This is a genomic window from Paenarthrobacter sp. NPDC089675, assembly GCF_044749185.1.
Taxonomy (GTDB): domain Bacteria; phylum Actinomycetota; class Actinomycetes; order Actinomycetales; family Micrococcaceae; genus Arthrobacter.
This window is the reverse complement of record NZ_JBIVHM010000017.1, coordinates 13,581-38,735: the sequence shown is the minus strand read 5'-3', so window position 1 is coordinate 38,735 and position 25,155 is coordinate 13,581. Positions and strand designations below refer to the sequence as shown.

At 58.7% G+C, this 25,155-nt stretch carries 23 protein-coding genes; 8 read left to right on the top strand and 15 right to left on the bottom strand.

Annotated elements, in window-relative coordinates:
- The coding region (locus ACIPY2_RS21615; RefSeq protein WP_400268459.1) for a hypothetical protein at nucleotides 1–221 on the top strand (221 nt) is incomplete at its 5' end.
- Between the two features lie 455 nt (nucleotides 222–676).
- Here the strand turns inward: ACIPY2_RS21615 and dhaK are convergent.
- From dhaK to ACIPY2_RS21595, 4 genes are read right to left on the bottom strand one after another with little or no spacing between them, the layout of a single operon-like run.
- Complete coding sequence (gene dhaK / locus ACIPY2_RS21610; protein WP_400268458.1) at nucleotides 677–1,672, bottom strand: dihydroxyacetone kinase subunit DhaK; 996 nt, start codon at nucleotides 1,670–1,672, stop codon at nucleotides 677–679.
- A gap of 48 nt (nucleotides 1,673–1,720) precedes the next feature.
- Nucleotides 1,721–2,368, bottom strand: a complete 648-nt coding sequence (gene dhaL / locus ACIPY2_RS21605; RefSeq protein ID WP_400268457.1) for a dihydroxyacetone kinase subunit DhaL — start codon at nucleotides 2,366–2,368, stop codon at nucleotides 1,721–1,723.
- Nucleotides 2,369–2,377: 9 nt separating this feature from the next.
- Nucleotides 2,378–3,172: an HAD-IA family hydrolase gene (locus ACIPY2_RS21600; RefSeq protein WP_400268456.1), complete on the bottom strand. Its 795-nt coding sequence runs from the start codon at nucleotides 3,170–3,172 to the stop codon at nucleotides 2,378–2,380.
- On the bottom strand, nucleotides 3,169–4,119 hold the full coding sequence (locus ACIPY2_RS21595) for a class II fructose-bisphosphate aldolase (protein WP_400268455.1): 951 nt from the start codon (nucleotides 4,117–4,119) through the stop codon (nucleotides 3,169–3,171). Before ACIPY2_RS21595 ends, ACIPY2_RS21600 begins: the two co-directional genes overlap by 4 nt.
- A 92-nt stretch (nucleotides 4,120–4,211) precedes the next feature.
- Between ACIPY2_RS21595 and ACIPY2_RS21590 the strand changes: the two genes are divergently transcribed.
- From ACIPY2_RS21590 to ACIPY2_RS21575, 4 genes are all read left to right on the top strand, one after another.
- Nucleotides 4,212–4,949, top strand: coding sequence for a GntR family transcriptional regulator (locus tag ACIPY2_RS21590; RefSeq protein ID WP_400268454.1), 738 nt, complete (start codon nucleotides 4,212–4,214; stop codon nucleotides 4,947–4,949).
- A gap of 477 nt (nucleotides 4,950–5,426) precedes the next feature.
- Nucleotides 5,427–5,873 carry an RpiB/LacA/LacB family sugar-phosphate isomerase gene (locus tag ACIPY2_RS21585; protein WP_400268453.1) on the top strand — a complete coding sequence of 149 codons (447 nt, stop codon included), beginning with the start codon at nucleotides 5,427–5,429 and terminating at the stop codon, nucleotides 5,871–5,873.
- A complete protein-coding gene (locus ACIPY2_RS21580) occupies nucleotides 5,866–6,720 on the top strand; it encodes a transketolase (protein ID WP_400268452.1) in 855 nt (284 codons plus the stop codon). The genes ACIPY2_RS21585 and ACIPY2_RS21580 overlap by 8 nt, the downstream gene beginning before the upstream one ends.
- On the top strand, nucleotides 6,717–7,649 hold the full coding sequence (locus ACIPY2_RS21575) for a transketolase family protein (RefSeq protein WP_400268451.1): 933 nt from the start codon (nucleotides 6,717–6,719) through the stop codon (nucleotides 7,647–7,649). The genes ACIPY2_RS21580 and ACIPY2_RS21575 overlap by 4 nt, the downstream gene beginning before the upstream one ends.
- 369 nt (nucleotides 7,650–8,018) lie before the next feature.
- Here ACIPY2_RS21575 and ACIPY2_RS21570 read toward each other — a convergent pair whose 3' ends face one another.
- Entirely contained in the window at nucleotides 8,019–8,411 is a 393-nt protein-coding gene (locus ACIPY2_RS21570) for a RidA family protein (protein ID WP_400268450.1), read from the bottom strand.
- A gap of 448 nt (nucleotides 8,412–8,859) precedes the next feature.
- Here ACIPY2_RS21570 and ACIPY2_RS21565 point away from each other — a divergent pair, with 448 nt between their 5' ends.
- The gene (locus ACIPY2_RS21565; RefSeq protein WP_400268449.1) at nucleotides 8,860–9,066 is read left to right on the top strand and encodes a hypothetical protein; all 207 of its coding nucleotides are present in this window, start codon (nucleotides 8,860–8,862) and stop codon (nucleotides 9,064–9,066) included.
- Nucleotides 9,067–10,369: 1,303 nt separating this feature from the next.
- Nucleotides 10,370–11,668 carry an aminotransferase class III-fold pyridoxal phosphate-dependent enzyme gene (locus tag ACIPY2_RS21560; protein ID WP_400268448.1) on the top strand — a complete coding sequence of 433 codons (1,299 nt, stop codon included), beginning with the start codon at nucleotides 10,370–10,372 and terminating at the stop codon, nucleotides 11,666–11,668.
- Nucleotides 11,669–12,276: 608 nt separating this feature from the next.
- Here the strand turns inward: ACIPY2_RS21560 and ACIPY2_RS21555 are convergent.
- The 8 genes from ACIPY2_RS21555 to ACIPY2_RS21520 form a co-directional block, all read right to left on the bottom strand.
- A complete protein-coding gene (locus ACIPY2_RS21555) occupies nucleotides 12,277–12,738 on the bottom strand; it encodes an NUDIX domain-containing protein (protein WP_400268447.1) in 462 nt (153 codons plus the stop codon).
- A gap of 612 nt (nucleotides 12,739–13,350) precedes the next feature.
- Entirely contained in the window at nucleotides 13,351–14,157 is an 807-nt protein-coding gene (locus ACIPY2_RS21550; protein ID WP_400268446.1) for an alpha/beta fold hydrolase, read from the bottom strand.
- Between the two features lie 81 nt (nucleotides 14,158–14,238).
- Nucleotides 14,239–14,568, bottom strand: a complete 330-nt coding sequence (locus ACIPY2_RS21545) for a biotin/lipoyl-containing protein (RefSeq protein WP_400268445.1) — start codon at nucleotides 14,566–14,568, stop codon at nucleotides 14,239–14,241.
- The gene (locus tag ACIPY2_RS21540) at nucleotides 14,561–15,589 is read right to left on the bottom strand and encodes an alpha-ketoacid dehydrogenase subunit beta (RefSeq protein WP_400268444.1); all 1,029 of its coding nucleotides are present in this window, start codon (nucleotides 15,587–15,589) and stop codon (nucleotides 14,561–14,563) included. The genes ACIPY2_RS21545 and ACIPY2_RS21540 overlap by 8 nt, the downstream gene beginning before the upstream one ends.
- On the bottom strand, nucleotides 15,582–16,613 hold the full coding sequence (locus tag ACIPY2_RS21535) for a thiamine pyrophosphate-dependent enzyme (RefSeq protein WP_400268443.1): 1,032 nt from the start codon (nucleotides 16,611–16,613) through the stop codon (nucleotides 15,582–15,584). The genes ACIPY2_RS21540 and ACIPY2_RS21535 overlap by 8 nt, the downstream gene beginning before the upstream one ends.
- A gap of 306 nt (nucleotides 16,614–16,919) precedes the next feature.
- Nucleotides 16,920–18,005 carry an LLM class flavin-dependent oxidoreductase gene (locus ACIPY2_RS21530; protein WP_400268442.1) on the bottom strand — a complete coding sequence of 362 codons (1,086 nt, stop codon included), beginning with the start codon at nucleotides 18,003–18,005 and terminating at the stop codon, nucleotides 16,920–16,922.
- Between the two features lie 133 nt (nucleotides 18,006–18,138).
- Nucleotides 18,139–18,945 carry an SDR family oxidoreductase gene (locus ACIPY2_RS21525; RefSeq protein WP_110543739.1) on the bottom strand — a complete coding sequence of 269 codons (807 nt, stop codon included), beginning with the start codon at nucleotides 18,943–18,945 and terminating at the stop codon, nucleotides 18,139–18,141.
- A gap of 284 nt (nucleotides 18,946–19,229) precedes the next feature.
- Nucleotides 19,230–19,742 carry a flavin reductase family protein gene (locus ACIPY2_RS21520; RefSeq protein WP_400268441.1) on the bottom strand — a complete coding sequence of 171 codons (513 nt, stop codon included), beginning with the start codon at nucleotides 19,740–19,742 and terminating at the stop codon, nucleotides 19,230–19,232.
- Nucleotides 19,743–20,166: 424 nt separating this feature from the next.
- On the opposite strand from ACIPY2_RS21520, the gene ACIPY2_RS21515 reads away from it, so the two are divergent.
- Nucleotides 20,167–21,627: an FCD domain-containing protein gene (locus ACIPY2_RS21515; RefSeq protein WP_400268440.1), complete on the top strand. Its 1,461-nt coding sequence runs from the start codon at nucleotides 20,167–20,169 to the stop codon at nucleotides 21,625–21,627.
- Between the two features lie 317 nt (nucleotides 21,628–21,944).
- On the opposite strand, the gene ACIPY2_RS21510 is transcribed toward ACIPY2_RS21515, so the two are convergent.
- Entirely contained in the window at nucleotides 21,945–22,913 is a 969-nt protein-coding gene (locus ACIPY2_RS21510) for an NAD(P)-dependent oxidoreductase (protein ID WP_400268439.1), read from the bottom strand.
- Nucleotides 22,910–24,649, bottom strand: a complete 1,740-nt coding sequence (locus tag ACIPY2_RS21505) for a dihydroxy-acid dehydratase (protein WP_400268438.1) — start codon at nucleotides 24,647–24,649, stop codon at nucleotides 22,910–22,912. The genes ACIPY2_RS21510 and ACIPY2_RS21505 overlap by 4 nt, the downstream gene beginning before the upstream one ends.
- Nucleotides 24,650–25,155: the final 506 nt, after the last annotated feature.

The window sequence follows — 25,155 nt, the reverse complement described above, 5'->3', positions numbered from 1 at the left end:
AAACCACCGAAGCCAACGGAGCATTAAAGGCCATCACCGTGAACAGCAACGCCAAAATCCCCATCCGACCTTTGAGTTTGGTACGGGGCGGAGCCGTCGACACCGAACCAGCCAACGGCCCGGGATTAGCCTTGATGGCCGTATCTGTATTTGTATTCAAGGTTCCTCCGGGGATCAAACACCACGCGGGTCCTTCTGCGTGTTGCGCTGAAATCGTGTAGGGCTGGTTGGGGTGTGGTTGAAGCGACGGCCCATCAGAAGTCCGGACCTCGCGTCTGGGGTCAGTGACCGTAGATGCAGGCTGGGTTTTGCCGCGCGTCGCTCGGGCTCAGAAGAGGTTGGATCGCTAGCTAGGTGCGACCCGGCCGAGTTCTTTGTGTCATCCACGGCTTCTCTTGTGCTACGAACAAGTATTCTTGTCCAAATGGAGGCTGTCAATAGTTTTTGTGGTGTTCGCCTCAATTACTCATGGAGTTCACCACAGGGACACGGCTAACGGCGGGTGACAGTCTTCTTGGTACTGGTCGCAGCTACCAGTTTCCTCAGGCGCGCGAAGATGGCTGGGAACGGTCCCCGTTCCCAGCCATCTTGAAGAAGGTGCAGGGCCTAAGCCGTGGTCCTTCCGAGCGCCCTGCGTCGTTCGCCTTTTAGATCGATCAGGACTTTATGGGTTCTCTCAGAACACGCGTGCGGCAATCTCCGCAGGTGCTGCGAGAAGTGATTTGATCTCGTCGTCGAGTTGCACGAGCGTAATGGATGCCCCGGCCATGTCCAGGGCCGTGCAGTATTCGCCAACGTAGCTGCGGCCTACGCTGATTCCTTGTCCTTCGAGGCGGGAGTGCGCGGTTCCATACAGGACGTAGAGCTCACTGATGGGGGTGCCGCCGAGCCCGTTGACCATGAGTGCGACCTCGTCACCCTGGGTAAATGGAAGGTCGGGGACTATGGCGTTGAGCAGTTCGTCCACGATCCGGTCAGCTGGTTCAATTTTGGCGCGTCGGCGGCCTGGTTCGCCGTGGATACCTACGCCCACTTCCATTTCGTCTTCGCCGATTTCAAATAGCGGGGATCCTTTTGCCGGCGGGGTGCACGCTGTGAGCGCGACGCCCATCGTTCGCGTTGCCGCATTGACTTTTTCTCCGATACGGACGACTTCGTCCAGGTCGGCGCCGGCCTCCGCCGCTGCCCCCACCGCTTTCATTACGAAGAAGTTGCCAGCCACTCCTCGTCGTCCAATGGTATAGAGGGAGTCCTCAACGGCGACGTCGTCATTAATGAAGAGGGTACGGACCTTAATTCCTTCTGCCGATGCCAGCTCTTCGGCCATTTCGAAGGCCATTTTGTCGCCGGTGTAGTTATTGACCAGAAGGAGTACGCCCTTTTCGGTGGCTACTCGTCGGGCTGCTTCGAGTACGTACTCTGTAGGCGGTGCGGCAAAGACATCGCCGGGACAAGCCGCGTCCAGCATCCCCTTGCCGACGGCCAAAACGTGGGCTGGCTCGTGCCCGGAGCCCGATCCCTGAACGATTGCGACCTTGTCGTGTTTTTGAGCGTCAGCCCTCATGATGAGGTTGTATTCCGGGATGTAGGTAAGGGTCTCCGGGTTGGCCAGGGCGATACCTTGAAGCATCTCCGGAATGAATTTCTTGGGGTCGTTGATGAACTTTTTCATGCGTCTGTTTCCTTCACTTCATTGTGACTAGCGTGCGGCTGCGTTTTGTTACCACTTGTCTGAGATGCGCTCGGAAAGCACGGCGATGGCAATCGCGCCAGGGTCGGGCGAGCCTACACTTCGCTCACCCGTATACGAGGCCCGGCCGCGCCGGGCAGTCAGGCTGCTGGTTGCTTCTGCGGCCTCACGGGCTACACGGGCCGCGCGGGCGGCGATGGATTTTGAGTCTTCCCCGGCAGCTATGGCAGCTTCGATTGCGTCCGTCATGGGGACAAGGGCGTCCAGAAGTGTCTTGTCCCCTACATCCGCCCCACCCCTGGCCTTGATACCGTCAATCGCCGCTCTCAACATCATGACAGCGTCCGCTCCTGCGAGGTCATGCTTTCCCCTGGCTACGGTGGCCGCACGAAGGAAGGCCGTTCCCCAAATGGGTCCGGATGTCCCGCCGATCCTGCTGCTCATGGTTAGAGCCACTTTTGACAGAAATGTTCCAAGGTCAGAGCGATCGTACCCGTCCCACTCAGACAGCACGTTTTCGAAACCCCTGGCCAGCGAATAGCCGAAGTCGCCATCGCCGGCGACCGCGTCCAGATCGCAGAAGTAGCTTTCGTTCTCCACGCACGTCTGTGCGATTGTCTTCACGACCTCTTCGAGGCGGGTGGTATTCCGTGTGATGGACGTGGCGTCATTGCTCATGTCAGGCTCCTAAGAGAGGGCAGGGATAGTAGCGGCGGTACGGAGACGGAGCAGATCAGCAAATGACACCTCTCCGTTGAGGCCGATTCCGTGAGGGTTATCTATTACCGAAGCGGGGTGTTCAGGCATGTCACCGAGTGTGTCGACGACAAGCGCCGCACCGCTGAAGTTTTCTTCAGCCGTGTAGCTGCTTTGGGTGACAACCGTCGTTAGGCCTGCAGAAAGTGCTGCTCTGAGTCCGTTGGCACTGTCCTCAACCGCAACCGCGTCAACGCTTCGCACGTTTAGTTCGTGGAGGGCGAGTAGGTAGATGTCGGGGGCTGGCTTCTTGGAAGTGACCGCATCACCAGCGAACACAGAGAATTGCTTGGCCATGTTAGCCCCTACCGCGTGTTCAAGTACTGCGCGAACGGACTCCTCGGCGGAAGTGGATGCCACGGCGAGCTTCCATCCCGCGGCGTTGGCCTCCGCCGCCAGCCGCGCAATGCCGTGTCGCGGCGGCAGCTTTCCTTCCCGCACCATAGCGGTGTAGCGTGCCGTCTTCTCCCGGTGCCATTTCCCAATAAGCTCGCGCTGATGCTCGCTATCGTCCGGGAGTCCGGCCTTTGCGACGAACTCTGGTGTCAGCAGGGCAGCAAGTCGTTCTTTACCACCGCCGATTGCCAGCACCTGGGCATAGTCTTCCTCGCTCCAGCGGACCGGGAGCCCGAAATGCTCAAATGTAGCATTGAAGGCCGGAAGATGACCGTCGCGCTCGGTGTCTGAAAGGACGCCGTCGCAGTCAAAGATCAACGCGCCGCTCATCGTTGGTTCACCTTCTCCCCGACGCCCTTCCCCGCCTGCCCCGCGGCCCCGAACCACTCGATGTGTTCTTTAATCTCTTCCCGAATGGCCGAAGATGCTGCCTTGAAAAGACTTGGCGGGTCCCACTTGTCCAGGCGCCGGGCTTCGTCCAAGTGCTCTGCCGCAGCCTTCATGTATGCGTGTTTGACGGCCGTGGAAATGTTGATTTTTGATACCCCGGCGTCGATGAACGACCTGAAATCCTTCGCAGTCAGTCCTGTGCCGCCATGGAGCACAATTGGCCGGTCTGTGAGCTTGCCCAAAGCCAAGGCGCGTTCGGGCAACAGCGCAGGCGGCGTCTTGAATGCGCCGTGGCTGGTCCCAAGTTGAGGGGCGAGCAGGTCCGCGCCTGTGCGCCGGGCGACGGCCGCCAACTGCTCGATGCTGTACGAGTGTTTTGCCTCATCTGACCCAATGCCATCCTCTACTCCGAGGATGTTCTCAATCTCTGACTCCACGTCAACTCCCGCGGCATGCGCTTGCGCGACCACCTCCGCGGTTTCACGTTCGGCCTCGCCCAGATCCCGGTCAGAGGCATCGAACAGTACGGAAGACCATCCGGCTGCCACCACTTCGTCAATGATGGAGCGGTCAGGACAGTGATCGAGATGAAGGGCTATGGGCGCCTTCACATCACGTGTAACAGCCTTAAATGTGGCTGTGAGAAGAGCTGTGCCAACGGTACGGACTGTCTTCACGGACACCTGTACGATCATGGGTGAGCGAGCGTCTTCCGCCGCGTCTACCACGGCTCTCATACTTACTTCGTCGAATACGTTGACGGCCGGTACTGCGTACCCGTCGTCCCGCGCCTTCTCCGTCAACTTCGCTGTTGATACGACCATTTTTGTCAACCTTTTTCTTTGAACATCGCCCCAACGGCGCATCTCACCTGAGATACAGGTCACGTGCGAACTGGGACCTCACTATACAAGTACATACCGGAAAGTACAACGCCCTTCTTTGCGGCTAGGATGGCTTATTAAGGAGGCGAAACCTGATGACTGACTTGATTGAGCGCAACTCTGCCGTGCCGCTTTACCAGCAACTTGAAGACATCTTGTATGCGAAGATCTCTGCAGGCGAGTGGGCCCCGGGTGAGCGGATTCCGTCGGAGAATGAGCTGAACCGGATTTACGGGTTGAGCCGGATGACTGTTCGAGGCGTGCTTAACAAACTCACCAGTGAGGGTGTTTTGGTTCGCGTGCCGGGTAAGGGGACGTATGTGGCGCCATCCAAAATCAGTGCGGTTTCGCCCGCATACAAGGGAATCCGGGAACAGCTCGAGGCGCTCGGATACGACACGACAACGCAACTCATCAGCCTGGAGCGTGTGCCTGCGCCCAACCGTGTCAGGGAGCGCCTTCGTTTAGGTTCCGAAGATGAGGTCTACGCGATTGTCCGTTTGCGTTCAGTAGACGGCAAGCCGCTCAGTGTTCACCGGTCCTACGTTCCCGCGAAACTGGCTCCCCTGTTGGACCAGCACGACGTTGTAAATGAGCAACTCTGCAAGGTTCTCGAGACGCATTATCAACTTCCCATGAAGAACGTTGAGGAGGATCTCGAGGCTGTCGCTGTCGACGTGACCGATGCCAAGTACCTGGAGTTGCGCCGCGGCGATCCAGCACTTCGACTGACCGATGTTATTTCGGACAAGTCCGGAGCCGTCTTTGAGTACTCCACAATTGTTTTCCGCGGCGATACCATGCGGCTGAAGTTTGATTATCAACTCACCTAAACAACCATAAGGGCCAGCCGGATCGCCCCTCGAGCAGAGGCGCGAGGTCTTCCGGGAGGTTACTTCTTCTCGGCCGTGTAGGGGCCGCTCTGGCGGCGACATGCCCACCAGTCCCCTGCTGCCAGCCGACGGAAACCCGATCACATTAGAATCGCTGTCGTCGTTAGCCAGCCTTCGAGGCATAAACCCCAGCTCGCTGCGTCCAGCAAGTGCAGGGCGGGACGGGTCTGGAGACCGACCCACTGTGCGGGCCTTCATCCTGGCGGTGCACCTTTACTTTGGGGCATCTGAAGCCGATGGTGCACACCTTCGCCTTGTCCGCTTAGCCATCTTATTCGACGTCCCCCGAAACACCGCCCTGGTGTCCGAGGCCGCGGGCGAGCAGTTAAAAATTGCGAACCTGTTGGCCTGGTCCCCTATCCAATTCTAAGATACCCAACTAGGCTATACAACACTATACAAGTCTAGGAGGCTGCTGTGCTGGTCGGCATTGGATGTGACCCGAATGCAAGGGAGCTTAAGGAAGTTCTCGTTCATTACCTGATTGATCTTGGTCATGAAGTCCGCGACTTCGGATCCGAGGATCCGCTTTACCCGCGGACCGCCATTGACGTGGCTGAAAGCACCGCGCGCGGGGAAGTGGATCGAGGTGTTGTTCTCTGCGGTACAGGGATCGGCGTCTCCATTGCGGCCAACAAGGTAAAGGGTGCGTACTGCGCTCTGCTGACTGATGCATATCAGGCTGAACGAGCGCAGCTAAGTAACAATGCCAATATGGTCGCGCTCGGCGCGCAGATTACGGGCCCAGAGTCAGCAAAGAAGATTCTCGCAGGGTATTTGGGAGTTGCTTACGAGCCCTCGGAGCGTAGTGCCCCAAAGTTGGCCGAACTGCACCGTTACGAGGAGAGGCTCGCGCATGAATAAGGAAATATCCGCTTTGGAGGTCGAGGCTGCTCAGGCGCGTCTTCTTGTACTTCGCATGCTTCGGGCCGGCAAATCAGGACATCTCGGCGGGGCGTTGTCGTGCATCGACATTCTTACTGCCCTCTACTTTCATACGATGAACGTCGACCCGGAACGAGCCACGGACCCTGGGCGGGATCGATTCCTGCTGTCGGCAGGTCATAAAGCGATGGCACAGTACGCAGTGCTTGCGCGGCGGGGCTACTTCGATGTCGAGCTGCTGGACACTTACGGTGGCTTCATGAGTCGCCTCGCAGGCCACCCGGACATGCATAAACTGCCCGGTGTTGAAGCAAATACAGGTGCTCTTGGTCATGGCCTGGCGATTGCCGCCGGCATGGCACTTGGCCTGAAGATGGCCAACTCGGATGCACGCGTGTTCACCGTCCTGGGTGACGGCGAATTGCCGGAGGGCTCCAATTGGGAGGGAGCATCCATCGCCGCACATCACCAATTGAACAACCTCGTCGCATTTGTTGACGTCAACGATCTTCAGATCAGCGGGCCCACGAACGAGGTGATGAACATGGAGCCTATCAGCGACAAGTTTGAAGCGTTTGGGTGGAACGTCCGCACCATTGACGGGAACGACATGAACGACGTCGTCACTGCTCTCAATGCAAGTTCCGAGAGTCAGGACGCACCCACTGTGATTGTGGCAAGAACCACCAAGGCCAAGGGCCTTCGATACCTGGAGGGCAAAACGGAATCCCACTATTGGAAGCCCAGCCCGGCCGAATGTGCAGAAGCTGAGGACGAGATGCGCGGTCGCCTTGCCGGGCTGGTTGGGGCTGTGGGCCTGCGATGACCACATCTCTCATAGACCCAAGAAAGACGCTTGGAGAAGCAGTTACAACAATCGCCGCCAACGACGAGCGCGTCGTGGTGCTCTCAGCCGACAGCGGCGCATCATCTGGCTTCGGAAAGTTCAAAGAGCTCTACCCTGAAAGATACCTTGAGTTAGGCATCCAGGAGCACGGTGCAACGGGCGTAGCTGCAGGACTTGCGACAACTGGGCGCGTGCCCGTATTTGCCGCGATTGCCGCCTTTGTGACTACCAGGAATTACGAAGCGTTTCGGAATGACGTCGCTTACATGCGACAAAACGTCAAAATCGTCGGACGCAACGGTGGGATGACGTATTCCGACTTTGGCCCCACTCATCATTCGCTTGAGGACTACGCGATCATCCGCATGCTCCCGGGTGTTGTTGTTCTTGCCCCTCAGGACCCGGGTGAAATCCGTTCAGCGGTGGAGGCCATGATCGCCCACGAGGGACCGGTGTATATGCGGATCGGGGGGCCCTTGATTCCCGACTTGTTCCCGCAGGAGCCTTTCACCATCGGAAAAGGCAGAGTGATCCGGGGCGGCGACCGAGCAACCCTGGTCAGCACCGGAACAGTTACCGGAGAAGTGATGCGTGCAGCTGAGCAGCTAGCCTTCGAAGGTATAGAAGTGGAGCTCATCGGCATGCCAACGGTTGAGCCCATTGACGCCGATCTCATCATCCGTTCCGTGTTGCGGACGGGGCATGTCATCACTATCGAGGAGCACTACGTTCGAGGCGGCCTGTCGGCTGCAGTGGCCGAAACGGTTGGCCACCTGGGTGTACGACATGACTCCATTGGATTGCCCCATCAGCATGTGACAACCGGAACATATGCCGAACTACTTCAACACTACGGACTTGATGCTGAAGGTCTCCGGAATCACCTGCGGACACTGCTCATGGCATGAGCGTTAGGTATGTACCTGACTCCAGGGCACCAAACGCACGCGCGGCACTCCGGTGGCCCCTTTGGGCCGGGTGGCGGAGGGCAATAAAGCGGCCTAGAAGCTATTGGCGACTCATCCGAGGCAGGCAGAAATGGCACCTAGCGACGTGTCTGACCATTTCCCCACGGGATGTGTAGCAGACCTGTGAAGAACGAAGGAGTGCGCCGAGGCGAGGGGACGCGGTTGGCTACTCCAAGTGCTCGCGCGACACCTGGGCGCCAGCCCGGGTTATCCCTCCCTACTTCGATGAGGTCCATCTGAAGTAGGGAGGGATGCCGGTCTGGTTAGGCCAATAAGTCGACGACAATCTGTGTTGGATTGGCGTGTGCTTTAGCGGCGGATGGCGATTACCTCTGCTTCGAGCTTCCATTCAGGATTGATCAGCCCAGCGATGAGGATGCCGGTTGCGGCTGGAAGGTGATCACCAAAGTGCTTGGTGCGGGCGCGGAGAAGTGCGCCCGGATCGCCTTCATGGTCGACGATGTAGGAGTTGACCTTAATGACGTCGCTGGGGGTAAGTCCCTCGGCGGCAAGGTGGGCTGCGAGGTTGGCAAAAACCTGATCGGCCTGCTCGGCGAAGGATTTCGGCCAAGTGCCGTCCTGCCGCACGGGCACCTGTCCTGAAATGTAGACAAGGCCGGCGTCGGCAGGGGTCTTAACGACATGGCTGTAGGTGCCGAGAGGGGCATGGACTTCGGGTGTGTTTGAAAATTCCAAGGACATGTAGGGCTCCATTTGTAGGTGAATTGGCAGCCACCAACGGGTCGTTGAAGACAACCAGAGGCTGGGACGCGTCGTTTGGCGGTCGGCCCGTCCCCTGCCAGCGTGTAAGGCAGCGTGCATCTCAGCATGCAACATTCTTGTCCCATGTACAAGAGTTCTTGCCTCATGAATGAATAGAGGTCGCCACTTCGACGGTGCGCAAGCAACGCGACGTCGCCCGCCCCTGGAGGCAGCGCAAAAAGCCCGAGTTCCCAGGTGCAGCGATTCTGCCTAACCGAAGCTTGGTAGGCGTCATCCAGCAGCATTTTTACAAAAACGCTATACAAGAGTCCTTGTACTACATACAATTCTGCGCAAGCGGCGCCATCAGTAGCCGCCACGGCTTGCGCCACGGGAGCCCGGCTCACTTATGTGGCACGGGAAGACTTATCTTGAAGGGCGGGCGTTAATGAGCAGTGATTTCGGTTCAGTTTTTGGGCTCTTTTTGCTTGTTCTGGCTGGCGCGCTATTTTGCCTCGGAGTAGTTGCAGAGCGCCAGCAAAAGAGCGGGCGTGGTTTTCTGTCCGAGACTCCGGCTGTCCCCGGCGTGCCCGCTAAGGCTGCGGCCTTCATGATTGCTGCAGTAGCAATATTCTTCATGGTCCTGCCCCGTTGACCGGCCGCGGTGGCCGCCCCGGCGAGGTCGTGGCTGAGGGCTGGCGAGGCTTCAACGCGCCACAGCATGGTGACCACGCTGGCCCCTCCCCTGGTCCCAGCCTGGCATCTCGACATCTGGAGAACCGCGCCGGGATCAAAGGGAGCGGGCGCCGACGGCGACGCCAACCCCTTCTCCTGGAACCGTCTTGCTAGATTCAGCTCAGACCCTTGACATTTGATTTTAAATGTCTGTAATCTGAAGGCATCAATCATTCTCCCCGGTTCGCTCAGATCGATCGCCGGCCAGGTTAAGGAGTAGACGTGAGTAGCTTCAGATTCCGCGGCTTTCCCTGCGGCACCCAGAATTCCCGGGGGGTTGAGAAGGGCCGGCTCCGTCATGTACGGGGCGCCCTCGGGACCCAGTTCGTCCGACGCTTCTGGGGCTCACGATGAAGCGCCGGCGCTCTTCCGCTGTAAGTTATGAACGCAACGGAATCGAGCGTGTGTATCCTGCGGATGCCACAAAGGGCGTTTCCAGTGCAGGTGGCTCCTTCTCGCTCGAATCCTCCGATGACAGTGACAGGTTTGGTCAGGGTCTGTTCCCGGATTTTGCACCGACCAGCGCGGCGGCTTCCTAAGCGGGCCTGTCCATCCGCGCTCAACTAAGAGCAGTCGGTTGGCTGAAGCATCATCGCCACCGCCGCTCTGAGTTCTTGAGGTGACGTTTAACATCAGGATGATTCCGTCCGGATGGACACGTAGCACGCTGATTCGTGTCGCGCTCTGCCTCCAGCAGGGCGCCGAGCCCGGAAGGCTCAGCCGGCAGTGCCAAATAGGTTAGATTCAACTGCCATCCTGGATACCTTGAAGCACTCGAAGTTTCAAGGGCCCGCTATGCGGATCGGTGCTTTGCGAATGATTCAGGCGCTTACTCGCAGCGGGCCCTTCAAGCATGCCCGGGTATTGAATTGCCGAGGAGCTTCCGCTGGCCTCCCGTCGGCGACAAGCAATGCGTACTCCAGGGTGACCAAGACACCAAATCGCCCCTCTTCAACCACCGCCACGAGAGGCCGGGGAGTCCGCAAGAAGTTGCCTCGACCCCTTGTGCCATCATCACCGAACAAGATATCATTGTTCAATGAACAAGAAGCCTTGCCGTGCAGTTTGAATGTGCGCGGCAGTGGCTGAGGGGGCTTCAGAACCCAATGACAGGTCCCCCTCAGTTCTGAGCAGAGCACGGCTTACCGTTGACGGCGATTATCCGATTGGAGCCGGCGTCGCCAGAATCCGGTGTCTCCAGAAGCGACATCGAAAGGACCATCATGACCACCACGAGCCCCCAGCATGTTCTTGAAACGTCGGAGCTAAGTCCGGCTCTCGTCGAAGAATATACGGCCACGCGCCCTCGTTCACGAGAGGCATTCGAAAAGGCCCGACGGCTGTTGCCGGGCGGCCAGACCAGGTCCGTGACGCATTACGAGCCGTTCCCGTCACTGATCCGTTTGGGCCGGGGACAGATGCTGGTCGACCTGGATGGACACGAGTACTTTGACGCACTCAATAACTACACATCGCTGGTGCATGGAAATGCCTTTGGCCCGGCTTCGGATGCCGTTCGAGCCCTATTGGATCAGGGCGTCGCATTTGCTTCTGTGCACTCGGAACAGACAGACCTGGCGCGTAGGATTCTCGACCGGCTGTCGTCGGCTGATCTTGTCCGCTTTACCAACTCTGGGAGTGAAGCATCCTCCTTGGCTGCGCGCATCGCACGGCACGTCACCGGCCGACGGGAAATAGTAATGGCCGAGGGTGGCTTTCACGGTTCCGTTGCGCCCCTTCTCCCGGGAGAACCCAATGTGGTCCTCGTCCCCTACAACGATCTCCAGGCGCTGGAGCAGGCGGTCACAGAAAGGACTGCGGCCGTTTTCCTGGAGCCGTTTCAAGGTGCCGGTGGCGTCATCCCCGGGAAGAAGGAGTATCTCCAGCACGCTCAGAAAGTTGCGAACAGCCAAGGTGCGCTCTTCGTTCTGGACGAGATTCAGTCGCTTCGCAACAATTACCACGGCGTCCAGGAAAACCTGGGGCTGAGTCCCGACCTGACTTTGATTGGAAAAATCATTGGTGGCGGCTTCCCGATCGGGGCAGTCGCCGGTCGGGCGAAGCTCCTGGACGCGACTTCCCCTTATACCGTTGGTGGTCTCCAGCACGCTGGCACATTCAACGGCCATCTGGCCGCTGCGGCTGCTGGCAGTGCCACTCTGGATTATCTCGATTCAGCCGCTATTTCACGGCTGAATGCAGGTGCAAGTGAGCTGGCCTCCGCTATTGAGGATGGGGCAGCAGCTGCCGGAATTAAAGTTGTCGTCACTCGCGACGGCTCCATCATGAACATCCATCCGCACCGTGTGCCGGAGAATGCTAAGGAAGCGGCCAAACCATACAAGTTCCACCGTTCTTTGCACCTGGCATTGATGCTTGAGGGAGTCTACGCGGCAACCCGTGGCATGCTGAACCTCTCCACGGCGCTCACTGACTCTGACCTGCGAGAAGTGGGGAAACTGTATGGGAACGCATTCCAACGGATTGCCCAATCTCCGGACATTCTGGAGGACCTTAAATAGCCGTCCGAGAACTTCCATCTCGGACGGTGGTTGGAGCGCCGCGCAGATCGAATCATGCAGCAAATCAAAGGATGATGTCCCCGGCCACCGGTTTACAAGGTATGGTCGGGGACTGCCTGTATTCACCAAGGAACGTCGTCAGGCAGGCCATTTGGGACTTGATTGTCAGCCGCATGATTCTTGGTGCACACGTCGGGCCACCGCGCGTAGGGCTTTTTCGTTTCAAGGCCATAACTCGGGGATCCCAAGCTGGTGCTTGAATACGTTACCCTAGGACGCCCTAGGCTGGACGCCCCGATCCCCTACCAGTATGTAGCCGGCGCTAACTGCCATGCTCCCTCCGGCGGTGCGCCCAGGACCAGGATCCGCTTTGTCCTTTGAACGGCGGTCGACCCACTGTCGGAGGACTATCCACGACCGCCAGCGGTCTCCTGCCAAGCATGGTGTAGCCTCTGTCCCCTCGCTCGTTTCGGTAGCCCATGGTCCCATCACGCTGCTCCAAGCCGCATTCCAGTGCGTCAGCAATTTGTGACAAAGCAATCAACTCACGCTCCCAGCGCTCAACCGGCAGCGCGCTCGGGGCTTCCACCGGGCAGGTACAGTCACTCTCAACGGTTGCTGATCCGCAGTCCTAGTACGTCGTCGAGCCAGGCAACGCGGTTGCCAAATCGCTTCACCTTATTGGGTGCTATCCAACGGTACGAGTCATGCTCCCAGTCAATTCTCAACCGGCGCTGGGACGTCACTGCAGTGAAGGTATGAATCAACCAAGGCTCTGCACCGGTCGTGATGACTAGGGCGGGTCCTGGTCGAAAATCGAGCAGAGTTTCCGCATGCACCCCGGCTTCTTCGACCAATTCGTTAAGAGCCTGTTGCACGGGAGCTGTCCCAGGTTCCAAATATCCCGTGATGCAATGCCACAGACCCTTGTCGTGACGGACGTTCTGGCTTCGTTTGAGAAGAGCTATTTTTCCACGCCATTCGATGACAACGGCAACAACGGTGTTGGACAGAGGAATGGTTGACCTGTCGACTGCTCGTGCTTCCGAGTCCTGCGGTAGTCTTTCCATCCCCGTGTCTTCCTGGTTGTTGCTGTCAATGTGCTTATCGTCAAGCCCTCTGACGGGTGTTCTGCGGCACTGCGAACAGTACGAGCTGACTGGCCTCGGGCGGCGAGGTGGACAATGGTGTGGCGATAAGGCGTCACAGTGGTATGAGAAACCGTTCACTATGAGTTCGGCTGTTGGCGTCATTGCCTAATCCAGCGTTAGTGAGGATCCCAGGCCATTTCCCTTTGAGGCAGTTCAGAAGGAGCCGGGGTCAACGGGATCCGAGGCGGCGCCACTGGGGTGTCTGATCCAGAGCGTAGGAGCATCGTTCCAAGGTGGCATGAGGCTACCTTCAAACATGCGACGAGAATGGCCTGGCGAGCTTAGGGGCGACCAGTCACCGCTTTCCGGGCAATGGCTGCCCGTAGGGGCGGAAAGCCGGCGTCTCAATGGCCGCAGACTCGGGTAAGGCATCAGTAATTGCTCATGCCGAAGCGCGCTTCCGTCGCTGGTCACGTGGGCCTCCCATGCTGGTGACTCTGTCTGATTTTGGGGATGGATCCTGCAGCACCGGACCATACGCCGGAGTGCCCTGGCCACGACGCAACCATCAGGCTCCAGAAAGGCGTCGGTTCATGAAAGAAATTTGATGGCGGCATTCTTAAAGGTCCGGCTGCTGACGGCGTTTGTGTGATTTCGCGAAGGGAGCCAGGTGATTTCGTGGCTTGGTGCGAGGGCTGCGAGTTCAGGCATGGTCTCGGCCAAAGGGTCGCGGTCGCCGGCTACGAGCAGTACAGGCGATTGCGGGACGGCATCGTAGGGCGTGAACGGTTCCAATTGGAACTGTCGAATCATTCGCAGCAGCTCCGAGATGTCATTTCCCGCCCCGGCTTGTCCCATTCTTAGGAATTCAGCGGTAGTGGAATCCGTTGGGCTTTGACCGCTGGTGAGGTGAAGTTCCGCCGCTTCATGATCAAAGTCAGCAAACGGGTCGTGGCGGCTCGGAGCTCCCACTACAAGGCGTCGAACCAGTTCGGGGTAAGTAGCGGCAAATTGCCATGCGAGGCGCGATCCGAGCGAGTACCCAATCACATCTACAATCGGGGCCAGCTCCCGGACGGGAGCGTGCTGCTGGAGAACGCCCCTAACGATTTCGGAAAAAGTGGAGCAGATCGTGCTTGGGCGGTACGCGTAGTCATCTTCGGGTGGCTCGCTGAGGCCGTGTCCCGGTAGATCAACCGTTATCACCAGCCTCCCTGCGTTTGTCAACGCCGAAGTCCATCCGCTCCTGTTCCAGTTCATGTCTCCGGAGGAGGCGTAACCGTGAATAAGGAGAACAGGGGGAAACTGTAACTCATCACGACCATCGTGGGGTTCATAGACCTCCACATGAAGTGATGAGTGAGCGATTGGGTTTTTCACAAAAAGTTCTTCGCCCACCGCGTCCGTCCTTTCGTGTCGCAGGCCGATTTTCGGCCACGCAGCGCGGACCTTGCCGACACAGGTCCGCGCTGCCTGAATTTAGTCTTCGTCGGGGACGTTGGTCAGCCGGACACGTCGTTTCGGCGTAGTTTCGACGGGAACCGTACCAACGATGCCTGCGGTGTCATCGGGCAGCTCGAAGACAATTAGGGGTTCCCCGACGTTGATGGAGTCCCCTGCCTCGCCGAAAATCCTGACGACCTTCCCGGCCTGGGGAGAAGGTAGTTCGATGGCCGACTTCGTGGTTTCCAGTTCCACTAGGGGCTGGTTACGTTCGACTTGGTCGCCGACGGCAACGAACCATTCAAGAACGGTCGCGTCGATCAAGCCTTCGCCTAGGTCGGGGAGAGGGAAAGATAGTTCAGCCACGTCGGTACTCCAATACTCTTTGGACTCCGTAGAGAATCCGGTCTACGTTCGGAATGTATTCGTCTTCGAGGTCTCCCGAAGGGTATGGGACGTCGAAACCTGTCACGCGCTCCACCGGAGCGCGAAGAACCTTGAAGCATTGCTCGGTGATAAGGGAAGCTACCTCCGCCCCGAGTCCCGCAGTCAGGGGTGCTTCGTGGACGACTACCGCTCGCTTGGTCTTGTTGATGGATGCGGCCAGGCCGGCCGCATCGATTGGCTTCAGCCAACGGAGGTCCAGAACTTCGAGTTCGATGCCATCTTCTGCGGCAAGTTCGGCTGTCTGAAGGCAGCGGGAGACCATTGCCCCCCAAGCTACGAGGGTGGCGTGTTTACCTTCCCGGACTACGCGTGCACCTTGGAGGTCCCCGCCGTTGTCCGTGTCTACTTGTCCTTTTTGCCAATAGCGGGATTTGGGTTCCATGAAGATCACGGGGTCCGGGCGTGTGGCGGCGTGCTTGAGGAGGTGAAATGCCTGGTGAGGGTCGGACGGCGAAACCACTTTGAGCCCAGGTACGTGGGCGAATAACGCCTCAAGCGATTCACCGTGGTGCTCAGGGGCCTTGATTCCACCGAAGCTGGGCACACGCAAGGTGATTCCCATCGGCATCGTCCCACGGCTTCGGTAGTTCATGCGTGCCACCTGGCAGATGATCTGGTTTACCGCTGGATATGCAAACCCATCGAACTGCACCTCTGGAATTGGGTGGAATCCCGCCATGGCAAGACCTACTGACATGCCCAAGATTCCGGATTCGGCCAATGGCGTGTCGAACACGCGGTTCTCACCGTGCTTTTTCTGCAGTCCGTCGGTGATGCGGAAGACGCCACCAAGAAGGCCCACGTCCTCACCAAAGACCAGAGCGCGAGGGTTGGCTTCGAGGGTTTCATCGAGAGCTCGGTTCAGGGCCTGCTGCATCGACATGGTTGTTGAGGACGCGGTCTGGCTTTGTGTTGCTTTTTCGAGCGTCTGATCAGACATGTTCGGACTCCTCACGCCACTGGCGGGCCTGGTTCTGGAGGTGGAGGGTGGGTTCCTGGAAAACGAAATCAAACATCTCGTTGCCGGGGCGTGATTCAAGGCTGATCACGCCTGCCCTGATCTGTTCCTCTTCGGCACGGGCTTCGGCAGCTACTGCATCGAAAAATGCTTGGTCCGCGACGCCGTCTGCTTGGAGCCGCTCTCTCATCTTCTTCAAGGGGTCATGGACGGAGGCTGCGGCTTCTTGCTCGAGGCTGCGGTAGCGTCCGGGATCGTCACTGGTGGAATGGGGTCCGCGGCGGTATGTCATGGCCTCTATCAGGACAGGACCATTTCCTGCTCGTGCGTAGGCAAAGGCCTGCGAAGTGGCCCAAACGACCTCTTCCACATCGTTCCCGTCGATGCTCATGGAGGCCATGTCATAGCCCGACGCTCGAGCTGCGACCGAACCGCCGGCGATCTGCCGCTCAGTGGGTACGGAAATTGCCCATCCGTTGTTCTGAACGAAGAAGACAACGGGGGCTTTCATGATAGAGGCGAAGTTCATGGCTTCATGAATGTCGCCTTGTGAGCTGGCGCCGTCGCCGAAGTAGGTAAGGGCCACGCCTCCGGTGTTGTCCAGCTTGGCGCCCAAAGCCCAGCCGACGGCATGGAGGGGTGAACCTGCGACCACCGCTTGGATTGGGGCGAAGTGCGTCGTTGATGGGTTGTACAGACCACCATGCCAGCTGGCTTTGTGGGTCGACATGTATTCCACCATGTCCAGACCTACGGCCCGGGCCACTCCCATTTCGCGGTAGGTGGGAAAGACGAAGTCACGCTCGCGATCTACGACGTAGCCGCTTCCCACCTGTGCGGCTTCTTGGCCGAGTTGGGGTGCATAGCCCGGAATCAGGCCCTGACGCTGCCACGAGACAGCTGATTCATCGAGATGCCGAACTGCAGCCATGAGGCGGTACAGCTCGCGCCGCTTCTCGGACGTCAGGGGCTCGCCCGGATAATCTTCAGGAAGAGGAACTTTCATAGCTTTCGGATCTCTCATTCAAGTGGCACCTCCGTTGAAGCGCGGTGGGAAGTGTTTATGGAACGGTGGTGCAGTTGCGACAGTGACGAACCCCGAGATTGAAGGGCTCATTTGAGCGGAGGCCCTCGGCAGCCAGGTTAGATCTGCCGAGGGCCCCCGATGGAGGAAATAGCGACGATCTGGGTCGGGTAGCAGCGTCCATGGCTTCACCACGTCGTCCAGCACAGGGGGCTTCGGAGCCTCTTAGCGCTACTGCGGACTTCCGTGACAGCTATCGTGTTCAGAAGAAGACCGCTAGGGCAAGGCTCAGTTGTTGCCGTCCAGATCCGAAAGCAATTCCCGCAGTTTCCCGCTGGACAGCTCAAGGTGTCGCTTGTAGGCCGGGATGGCGTCCTGGTAGGGACCTCCGCTGAAGCACAGGTAGCCGAAGCCGCCCAGCTCGTTGTAGAGAGCCCGGACTTTCTCCGCCACTGTCTCCGGGGAACCTACGAAGAAGAAGTTATCGACCAAGTATTCGATGTCGACCTTTTCCTCAGGGGTGTCGCCCACGAGGAAGGGGAATAGTCCCAGCTTCTTGAAGGAGGGCAGGAGGTAACCTTCCCAGAGGCGGGCGAGTCCGGAGCTGAGCGCGATTTCACGAGCTTCGGCGTCAGTGTCCGCCACAAAGAAGTCGCGCACCACACGCCACTCGGACCTATCCGGAGTGTGACCGGCCGACGTGGCGGCGTTGGCGAACGTGTCCCAGTGGGTCTTGAGGATATCGGTCTTCACCTGCTGGCTCACAGGTGAGAACCCTCGGCGTCCTGCTTCGGCCAGAGTCCCGGAGTTTGGTGACATGCCGGTCATGAGAACAGTCGGTCGTGGTGACTGCAGCGGAGTGAGGTGGGGACCAGCGATGGCTTCGTCGTAGGCCGGCATGTCGACCTTGTAGAACTCGCCGTCAATAGTGAACGGACCCTTTCGCGTCCAGATGGCGTCTACGATGTCCAGGCCCTCAGAAAGCATGCGGGCGTTGTTTTTGCCCGTCCCGAACAACTGAGCGTCGCTTGCATAGGCGCCGGGAGCGAAACCCGCGATGTAGCGGCCCCCGGACATGTGGTCCAGCCACATGGATCGGAAGGCCAGGGAGACGGGGTTGTGATACGGCAGCAAGTGCGCCATGGCACCAAGCTTAATCTTCTCGGTGCGCTGGGAAGCGGCCGCGATCATGGCGTCCGGTGAAGGGCTGGGCTCGTGACCGAGTGTGTAGTGCTCGGCAAAGTACATTTCGTCAATGCCTGCTTGATCTGCCCATTCCGCCTGCTGGAGGTCCCAGTCGATTACCTCTTTTGCGGTTTCCCTCCCCTCTGCATATTCGATGCTGATCGGGACGGTAAACATACCGAATTTCATGAACGTCGACTCCTAGACAAAGGTTATTTGATGGTTAAGCGACCGGCCCCAAGCAGGCCGGATGGAGATATGCGGGATGCTTCCGACAAGCGAAGCCAACCGAAAGCACCCCGGCGCGGTGTATAGGAGGTGGCTACGTAAGCTCAGGAACTTCGGGACGGCAGACGGACTCTCCACCATCGACGGGCAGCAGAATGCCCGTGAGGAAGTTGGACTCGGGCGAGGTCAGGAACACGGCAGCATTGGCGATGTCAGTTACCTCCGCCATGCGACCCGTCGGAATAAACGTCGGGAGGAATTCCTTGAAGGTATCCAACTCTGCAATGGAAGCAGTCATGCCCGTCCGCACGAAAGTCGGACAGATACCGTTCACTCGGATGCCCTTCGCAGCGTACTCAGCGGCGGCGTTGCGGACGAGCATAGCCGTGGCGGCCTTGGTCATCGCGTAGGGGCCCTCGTTCATGTAGGGGTTGATTCCTGCCGTGGAAACGGTGTGGAGAACCTGTCCGGGCTTGTCGTTCGCCAGGAAGTGGCGTACTGCTGCCATGGTGCCGTTCCATGCACCCCTGGTGTTGACGTGGTAGCAGAAGTCGAGGTCCTCGGCGGAGAACGTATGCAGCCGAGCCGCAGCCCGAACCACACCGGCGTTGTTGACCATGATGTCAAGACGTCCGAGAGTTGCGACTGTCTCTTCGACGGCTGCATCGAACGCGGCTTCATCGCCGACATCGAGCTTGATGAAGGTCGCCCTGCGGCCTTCCTTTTCGATGGCCTGGACGGTGGTCAGACCGGGAGTGTCCCAGTCTTCCGTGCCCGGTGTTTCCTGAAGGTCCGCGACGACTACGTCCGCGCCCTGGCGTGCCAAGGCAATGGCGATAGCCTTTCCCTGCCCCGTGTTTGCGCCGGTAACAAATGCTACCTGTCCTTCAAGTCCGCTCATTGTGGCGATCCCTTCATTGTTGAATATAAATACGAAGATCTTTTATCTTCGAACTTGAAACATTCTGATTTGTATCAAGATGTAAGTGGCGACCGGGCCGATTTATGATCGATTAATCTCATTATTTCAACTGCCCGGTTGCCGTGTGTTATAGCGCAAGCTTGTCTCTTGGCATTTCCTGGTGTTAGCAGTATTTGCTGGCCTGTTCGTCGCATAGCCGACTAATAGAGCTTGAAAAGGTACCGGGCTTCCGTCGGTGCCTTTGATTGAGGCCGAAGTCCTGTTTAGGAAGCCACGTCTTCGGTAGCCATCGTGCGGAACGTACCGCGGTGGAACAGGAGCGGTGTGCGCTCCTCGGCGGTGCCCATGTCCAGGATCCGCGCCGTGACGATGAGGTGGTCTCCGCCGTCGTACTCAGACTCAAGCTGGCAGTCGAACCATGCCGAGCTGCCCTCGAGAATGGGTGCCTCGTAGTCGCTGGGTGCCCACTCCACGCTGGCGAATTTGTCAGCACCGCTCACTGCAAAGGAACGGCAAAGTGCCTCTTGGCCTTCGGAGAGCACATTGATTGCGAACGTCTCGGCCGAGCGAATCCGTGGCCACGAGGTCGAGTGCTTACCCACCAGGATGACCACCATCGGGGGTTCGAGGGACAGAGCATGGAAAGACTGGCAGGCGAAGCCGACCGGCACGGATCCGTCCATAGCAGTTACTACCGTTACCCCTGAGGGGTAGTGGCCAAGGACAGAGCGCAAGGTCTTCGGATCCATGGGAGCCTTCCGATCTAGGGTTTTCACATTAATCACCTCTCGTGTATTTCTTCGTCCAGGGCACTGATTCCGTGGAATCTGCCTCTTGAGACCGCTGTCGCGCCACTTGGCGTCGTGGTTATGGATTCTGAGGCCGACGGCGCGGAGGCCGTTCCGAGCCGCAACTATCTGCCGTTGGCGCAACCGGGAGTCGGGACTCCCGCGGCTCTGAAGCGAGGCTGCCTGTGTGGGTCTCGGCGATCCGGCCTCTGAAGGTTGCTTCAGTTTTCATGTGGCTGCTCCCTGACGAGTTGAAGATGAACCGTCCGAGATGTCTTACGAATCACGCTGTTAGGTTCATCACGTCCTCAGACTACAAACATTTGAGTTTAAATGTCAAACCCCCTTCTGATATTCTGGCTGGAACAACAAGCGGCAGGGGTAGCGTGTGATGGTGACTTGGAGAGAACAGTTGGCCTTCGCGCCGTTGGACACGGGCGAACGCAGTGAAGAGATTGCTCGCCGTCTTCGCCACGCAATAGAACTTGGTGTCTTAGAAGACGGCTTCCAGCTCCCGAGCGAGAGCGATCTCGCCTCTCGTATGGGAGTTTCGACAATCACCCTTAGGGCCGGTTTGGCTCAACTGCGGCACTCCGGGCTCCTCGAAACGCGGCGCGGCCACGGGGGAGGAAGTTTTGTCAGAGCCAACCCTGAGCATTTCACGGAGGCACAACGGGCTGCGTTGGCTACTTACTCCTTGGATGATCTACGCGACATCCGCGAGTATCGCGCTTTCCTCGCCGGCTCGGCGGCTGCCGCCGCCGCAGAACGCCGCCAACTTGTTCCCCTCCAGCGCCTTGCCTCCCTGGGGGAGGCAATTAGGGGGGCACGGAAACCCACAGATTTGGCTCGGGCAGACAGCCGCTTTCACATGGAAGTTGCAGCGGCCGCACGATCTGTCCGGCTGACGCGGGAAGAAATGGCCATGCAGGCCGAGGTGGGCGTTCTTATCTGGGCGCATAGCCAGATCGAGAGCGCGCCCTCAAGTGCCGCGGATGAACACGCAGCAATAGTCGCCGCCATTGACGACAGGGATGCGCGGCTTGCCCGTGTTCTGGCAGAAGACCATGTGCGCGCGGAGATGAATCGGTTGATCGACCTTCGGATATCCAAGGGAATGGGCCAAACCGCAGCCGCTGTTGATAATGTTGCGACCCAACATGCCATTGCAAATATTCAGGTTTTTGCCGCCAACCTTGGAAAGACCGCCACTGCGGCGATTCAGATGATCGAGGATGCCGCCCTTTCTGCCCTTGGGGACTCTGAATCCGGTAGATCTGAACGGCTGCAGGGTGTCTACGCTGTCGCACGCGAGAGTTTGATACAGGCCTTCCCCGACATTTGCGCGCTGGGATTCATTACTGACCCCTCCGTTTTTGGGGAAGCCGAGGTTATCGGGTGTTCGGCGCCGTCAGGCGTGGAATCTGTTCAGCGACTGACAATGGACTGGACGGACTACGACTTTGCGACCGCGCCGTGGTGGCCGACCGACCGAGCCGAAAAGGGCGTGGTCCAGGCAACGGGGGCCTTCGTCGACGCGAGCGGTTCAAACGAGTACATCGTTACGTTCAGCAAAGGCGTCTGGCGGGACGACCGCATGGTGGGTGTAGCTTCCGCTGATGTCCTTGTAAAGCAACTCCAGGAAGACTTCGAACCGCTGCTGCTCTCCTTGCCAGCGGGCGCTTGCATCCTGGATCAGAATGGTGTGGTTATTGCCACGAACGCGGGCAGCCTATTCGGCGCTACTCTTGCGACCCCTTCCCAGCAAGATGGACAATTCGTCTTGCCGGGTGTTCCGTGGCAGCTGTGCTTCGAGGATCCGCACGCGCTGCTCAAAGAGACCCCTCCGCTATCGCCGCAGCTGGCCAGATGATTTGTCTCCGAACACGGCCGCGCTGTAGGCCGGAATGACCGCACCGCCGTTCAAATCCGAATGAACATGATCCCGCGCGGGGGTTCGACGCAGCCGGGAGGACTCGGATCTGTTCGGCACGCGGTCCGATAAGGGCGGAAGACCGAGACGGTAACGGCAACCCCAAGCGGTGCACTTTTTGGTACGCAGGCGCTGCGCCCTTGATTACCCGCGCTGTCGTGGAACCGATTGGGTGGCGCCAGCAAGTACTGATGCTGCCCGGCGCCGCTGTCCATGGCATTCCATCAAGCAGCGCCGGGCAGCACCTCGCGGTGGCGCTACTGTAGCGCGGTTTCTGCAGACCGCCGAATAGTAGCGTCCTCCCCCAGGTAATGAAGGAGGAGTGCAGAGAAGCCGTCGTCTGCATGTCCTGAGTCCGAGACCGACTGGAATACCTTCCGCACGGGCCCCAGTAGCTCCGAGGAAGTCCCGGACTGGGAGATCATCTCGGAGACTAGTCGTTGAACCTCCAGCAGTCCGCCTGTCGAAGCTCCCCCGCTCGAAAAATCTGCTGCATATGCCTTCGGCATCTGAAGGTCCAACATCGTGCTTGCGGCCCACCCGCCCATCAACGCGTCATGTGCCGTCTTCCCATCAATTCCAGCATTGATCGCCAGAGCACTGGCTTCGGCTGCTGCCACTGCATGCACTGAGACGAGGAGTTGGTTAATGAGCTTGAGCCGCAGTCCGCTTCCAATCTCCCCCGCATGCTTCAGTTTCGCGCAGTAACTGCCCAAAATGGATGCAACTGCACGGAGGGTCGAGGTGCTTCCACCCACCATGGAAACGAGAGTTCCGGCCAAAGCGCCGCTGGGCCCCCCCGAAACAGGTGCGTCCAAGAACGCAGCTCCGCGTTGACCGAGGGAACGGGAAATTTCAAGTGCCAATCCAGGGTCGAAAGTGGCATGTTCAATGAAGACCTGGCCCGCGCGCGCGTGAGCCACTATGCCATCATCTCCTGAAGGTCCGAGGTAGAGCTCACGAATCACGTCACTATCGAGCAAACAGCCAATAACTACGGGTGCCGCCGATACGACGTCCGCCGGTGAGGACTCCATGACTGCCCCGAGGTCCACAAGACGTTGGGCCTTCGATGGCCGCCGGGCCCATATGTGCACTTCATATCCCTCGGCAAGCAAGCGGGACACCATTCCGGCCCCCATTGCTCCAGGACCAAGGAACCCGACGGCGGGACGGACTTCCTCCGGTTCACTTCCGTTTGGGGTTGACGGATTGAATAATTTCATGGGTGTGCCCTTCCAGATGCAGAACTGGGCTTCGGCTCGCGCGCTTCGTCGGCAAGCAGGAATTGAAAATCGCATCCAAAGTCAGCCTGCAAGACTTGATTCTGATGCAGCCAGGAAAAGCCTCGGGTGGGACGATGAGGATTTCCCAACGGTGTCCTCTTGGCCACCTCCTCATCCGTCAGGAAGTGATCCAACGTGCCGGCGGTCGTGTTGAGTTCAACTTCATCCCCAGTACGTAGAATCCCCAAAGGACCTCCTGCGACCGCTTCAGGAGTGACGTGGACGACTACCGTACCCGTAGAGGTTCCGCTCATCCGGGCATCCGATATTCTCACCATGTCACGTACACCCTGCCGGTGAAGTTTCGCAGGGATCGGGATGTGGCCCACTTCCGGCATTCCTGGAGCGCCGTGAACTCCTAGTCCCCGCAGGACCAAGATGCTGTCCTTATCCACGTCCAGATCCTCGTTATCGATGCGACGGTTGAGATCTTCCAAGCCCTCGAAGACGACAACCCGCCCCCGATGATGCTGCAGTGCGGGCTCATGCGCCCCTGCTATCTTCAAAACGGCCCCTCTCGGCGCCAGACTTCCGCGCAAGGTCACAAGTCCGCCCCGTGGAGAAAGCGGCTTGTTACGCGCAGCTATGGCCGGGTGGTCATCGAAGCGGCTTCCGCTGAGTAGCTCATCCCAGGTTTTTCCAGTGGCTGTAGTAGTACTCGTATCAAGCAAATCGCTGATTCTGTTTACAACCGCTGGGATTCCGCCAGCCTTCTGAAGGTCTTCCAGCAACAGCTCCCCACCGGGGCGCACATTGGCCAGGTAAGGCGTTTCTGCGGACCATCGTCCAAAGTTCTCAATCCCGATGCGATGGCCGGCGCGCCCCGCAATTGCCTCCAAATGGATGAGGGCATTGGTTGACCCACCCAACGCAGTCACGATACGGAATGCGTTCTCCAGCGCCGCTTCCGTAACCAGATCCCGGGGCCTGGTCGCTGCCCGGATCGTTGCCACAATCTGCTCGCCGGTCCTCCGTGCAACATCGCAGCGTTCCTGGCTCGCAGCGGGCGGGAGCGTGGAACCCGGCAGGGCGAACCCGAGCATCTCGGCGATGGCAGCCATCGTTGTCGCGGTGCCAAGCACATTGCATGTACCTACACCGACGTTGACGGCGCCTTCGAGTTCCTCCCACTCGGAATCAGAGACTTCCCCTACACGCCGCTTGTCGCACATGGGCCACACATCATCAATAGTGAAGGAGCGGTTTGATCCGAAACATGACACGGGCCGGGGGCCCGCGGCAACCAGGACTGCAGGCTTGTTGGCGCTGAGGGCGCCCATGATTTGGGCAGGGATTGTCTTGTCGCAGCCTCCAAGCAGGACGACGCCATCGATGGGGGCCGTCGATATCATTTCTTCGACGTCCATTGACATCAAGTTGCGCAGGTAGAGACTGGTCGGTCTCGTAAACGGCTCCGATATGGAGATAGTGGGAAACTCCAAGGCGAGTCCACCGGCAGCGGTAATCCCCTCCTTGACGAACTTCGAAAGCTCGGCGAGACCTGCGTTGCAAGGATTCAGCTCGCTTGCGCTGGTAGCGATACCGATGACGGGATTACGTCGGACATCTTCGAATCCAAATCCCTCGCCGCGCAAGAAGACACGGTGCATCAGGCCATCCTGCCCAGAATCACTGAACAAGGACCCATTACCCTGTGAGACACCTCGTTGAGACATGGTTTTCCTTCAGTTGTGGGCGAAGTTGCCCGGGAACTTTAAAATCATTTTTGCATACCCTTGTACGGTGAACAAGAGTTGTTGACCGATTGGTATTGATGCTTGTTTCCAAAAATGTCAGGCAACCTGTCGGTACTTAGGATCTTGCGTCCGCCCTTCCTGCCCACCCCCACCCCTTGATGAGGTGACACAGCGGATCGATGACGGTGGACACACCCTAACTGAGCGTTAGCAGCCTCCCGTTTCCTAAAGGGCTGCCAGGCCGCAGGGCTGCTCCTCTACTGCTCGGCGCTTGCACAAACGAGTCATGGTCTTACCGGCTTCCTAGAAGGTTCAGTCGAGGTGGTGAATCGCATCAGGGCTGAAGGTTCCCGCGGTAGCAAGTGGCAAGCCTTCCATGGATGCTTCGTCGACTCGTCAATCCAGTAGTCCGTGCCGCAGAGCAGCACAGGGCTGTCGGTCCAGGTCGGCGTGCTGCTGCTTAACGCCCTCCGATGCGGACGATC

What these genes read in the sequence shown, in the direction of transcription:
- dhaK (WP_400268458.1), bottom strand. Translation starts at nt 1,672, where the DNA reads ATGAAAAAGTTCATCAACGACCCCAAGAAATTCATTCCGGAGATGCTT.
- dhaL (WP_400268457.1), bottom strand. Translation starts at nt 2,368, where the DNA reads ATGAGCAATGACGCCACGTCCATCACACGGAATACCACCCGCCTCGAA.
- ACIPY2_RS21600 (WP_400268456.1), bottom strand. Translation starts at nt 3,172, where the DNA reads ATGAGCGGCGCGTTGATCTTTGACTGCGACGGCGTCCTTTCAGACACC.
- ACIPY2_RS21590 (WP_400268454.1), top strand. Translation starts at nt 4,212, where the DNA reads ATGACTGACTTGATTGAGCGCAACTCTGCCGTGCCGCTTTACCAGCAA.
- ACIPY2_RS21580 (WP_400268452.1), top strand. Translation starts at nt 5,866, where the DNA reads ATGAATAAGGAAATATCCGCTTTGGAGGTCGAGGCTGCTCAGGCGCGT.
- ACIPY2_RS21575 (WP_400268451.1), top strand. Translation starts at nt 6,717, where the DNA reads ATGACCACATCTCTCATAGACCCAAGAAAGACGCTTGGAGAAGCAGTT.
- ACIPY2_RS21570 (WP_400268450.1), bottom strand. Translation starts at nt 8,411, where the DNA reads ATGTCCTTGGAATTTTCAAACACACCCGAAGTCCATGCCCCTCTCGGC.
- ACIPY2_RS21565 (WP_400268449.1), top strand. Translation starts at nt 8,860, where the DNA reads ATGAGCAGTGATTTCGGTTCAGTTTTTGGGCTCTTTTTGCTTGTTCTG.
- ACIPY2_RS21560 (WP_400268448.1), top strand. Translation starts at nt 10,370, where the DNA reads ATGACCACCACGAGCCCCCAGCATGTTCTTGAAACGTCGGAGCTAAGT.
- ACIPY2_RS21555 (WP_400268447.1), bottom strand. Translation starts at nt 12,738, where the DNA reads ATGGAAAGACTACCGCAGGACTCGGAAGCACGAGCAGTCGACAGGTCA.
- ACIPY2_RS21540 (WP_400268444.1), bottom strand. Translation starts at nt 15,589, where the DNA reads ATGTCTGATCAGACGCTCGAAAAAGCAACACAAAGCCAGACCGCGTCC.
- ACIPY2_RS21535 (WP_400268443.1), bottom strand. Translation starts at nt 16,613, where the DNA reads ATGAAAGTTCCTCTTCCTGAAGATTATCCGGGCGAGCCCCTGACGTCC.
- ACIPY2_RS21530 (WP_400268442.1), bottom strand. Translation starts at nt 18,005, where the DNA reads ATGAAATTCGGTATGTTTACCGTCCCGATCAGCATCGAATATGCAGAG.
- ACIPY2_RS21525 (WP_110543739.1), bottom strand. Translation starts at nt 18,945, where the DNA reads ATGAGCGGACTTGAAGGACAGGTAGCATTTGTTACCGGCGCAAACACG.
- ACIPY2_RS21510 (WP_400268439.1), bottom strand. Translation starts at nt 22,913, where the DNA reads ATGAAATTATTCAATCCGTCAACCCCAAACGGAAGTGAACCGGAGGAA.
- ACIPY2_RS21505 (WP_400268438.1), bottom strand. Translation starts at nt 24,649, where the DNA reads ATGTCTCAACGAGGTGTCTCACAGGGTAATGGGTCCTTGTTCAGTGAT.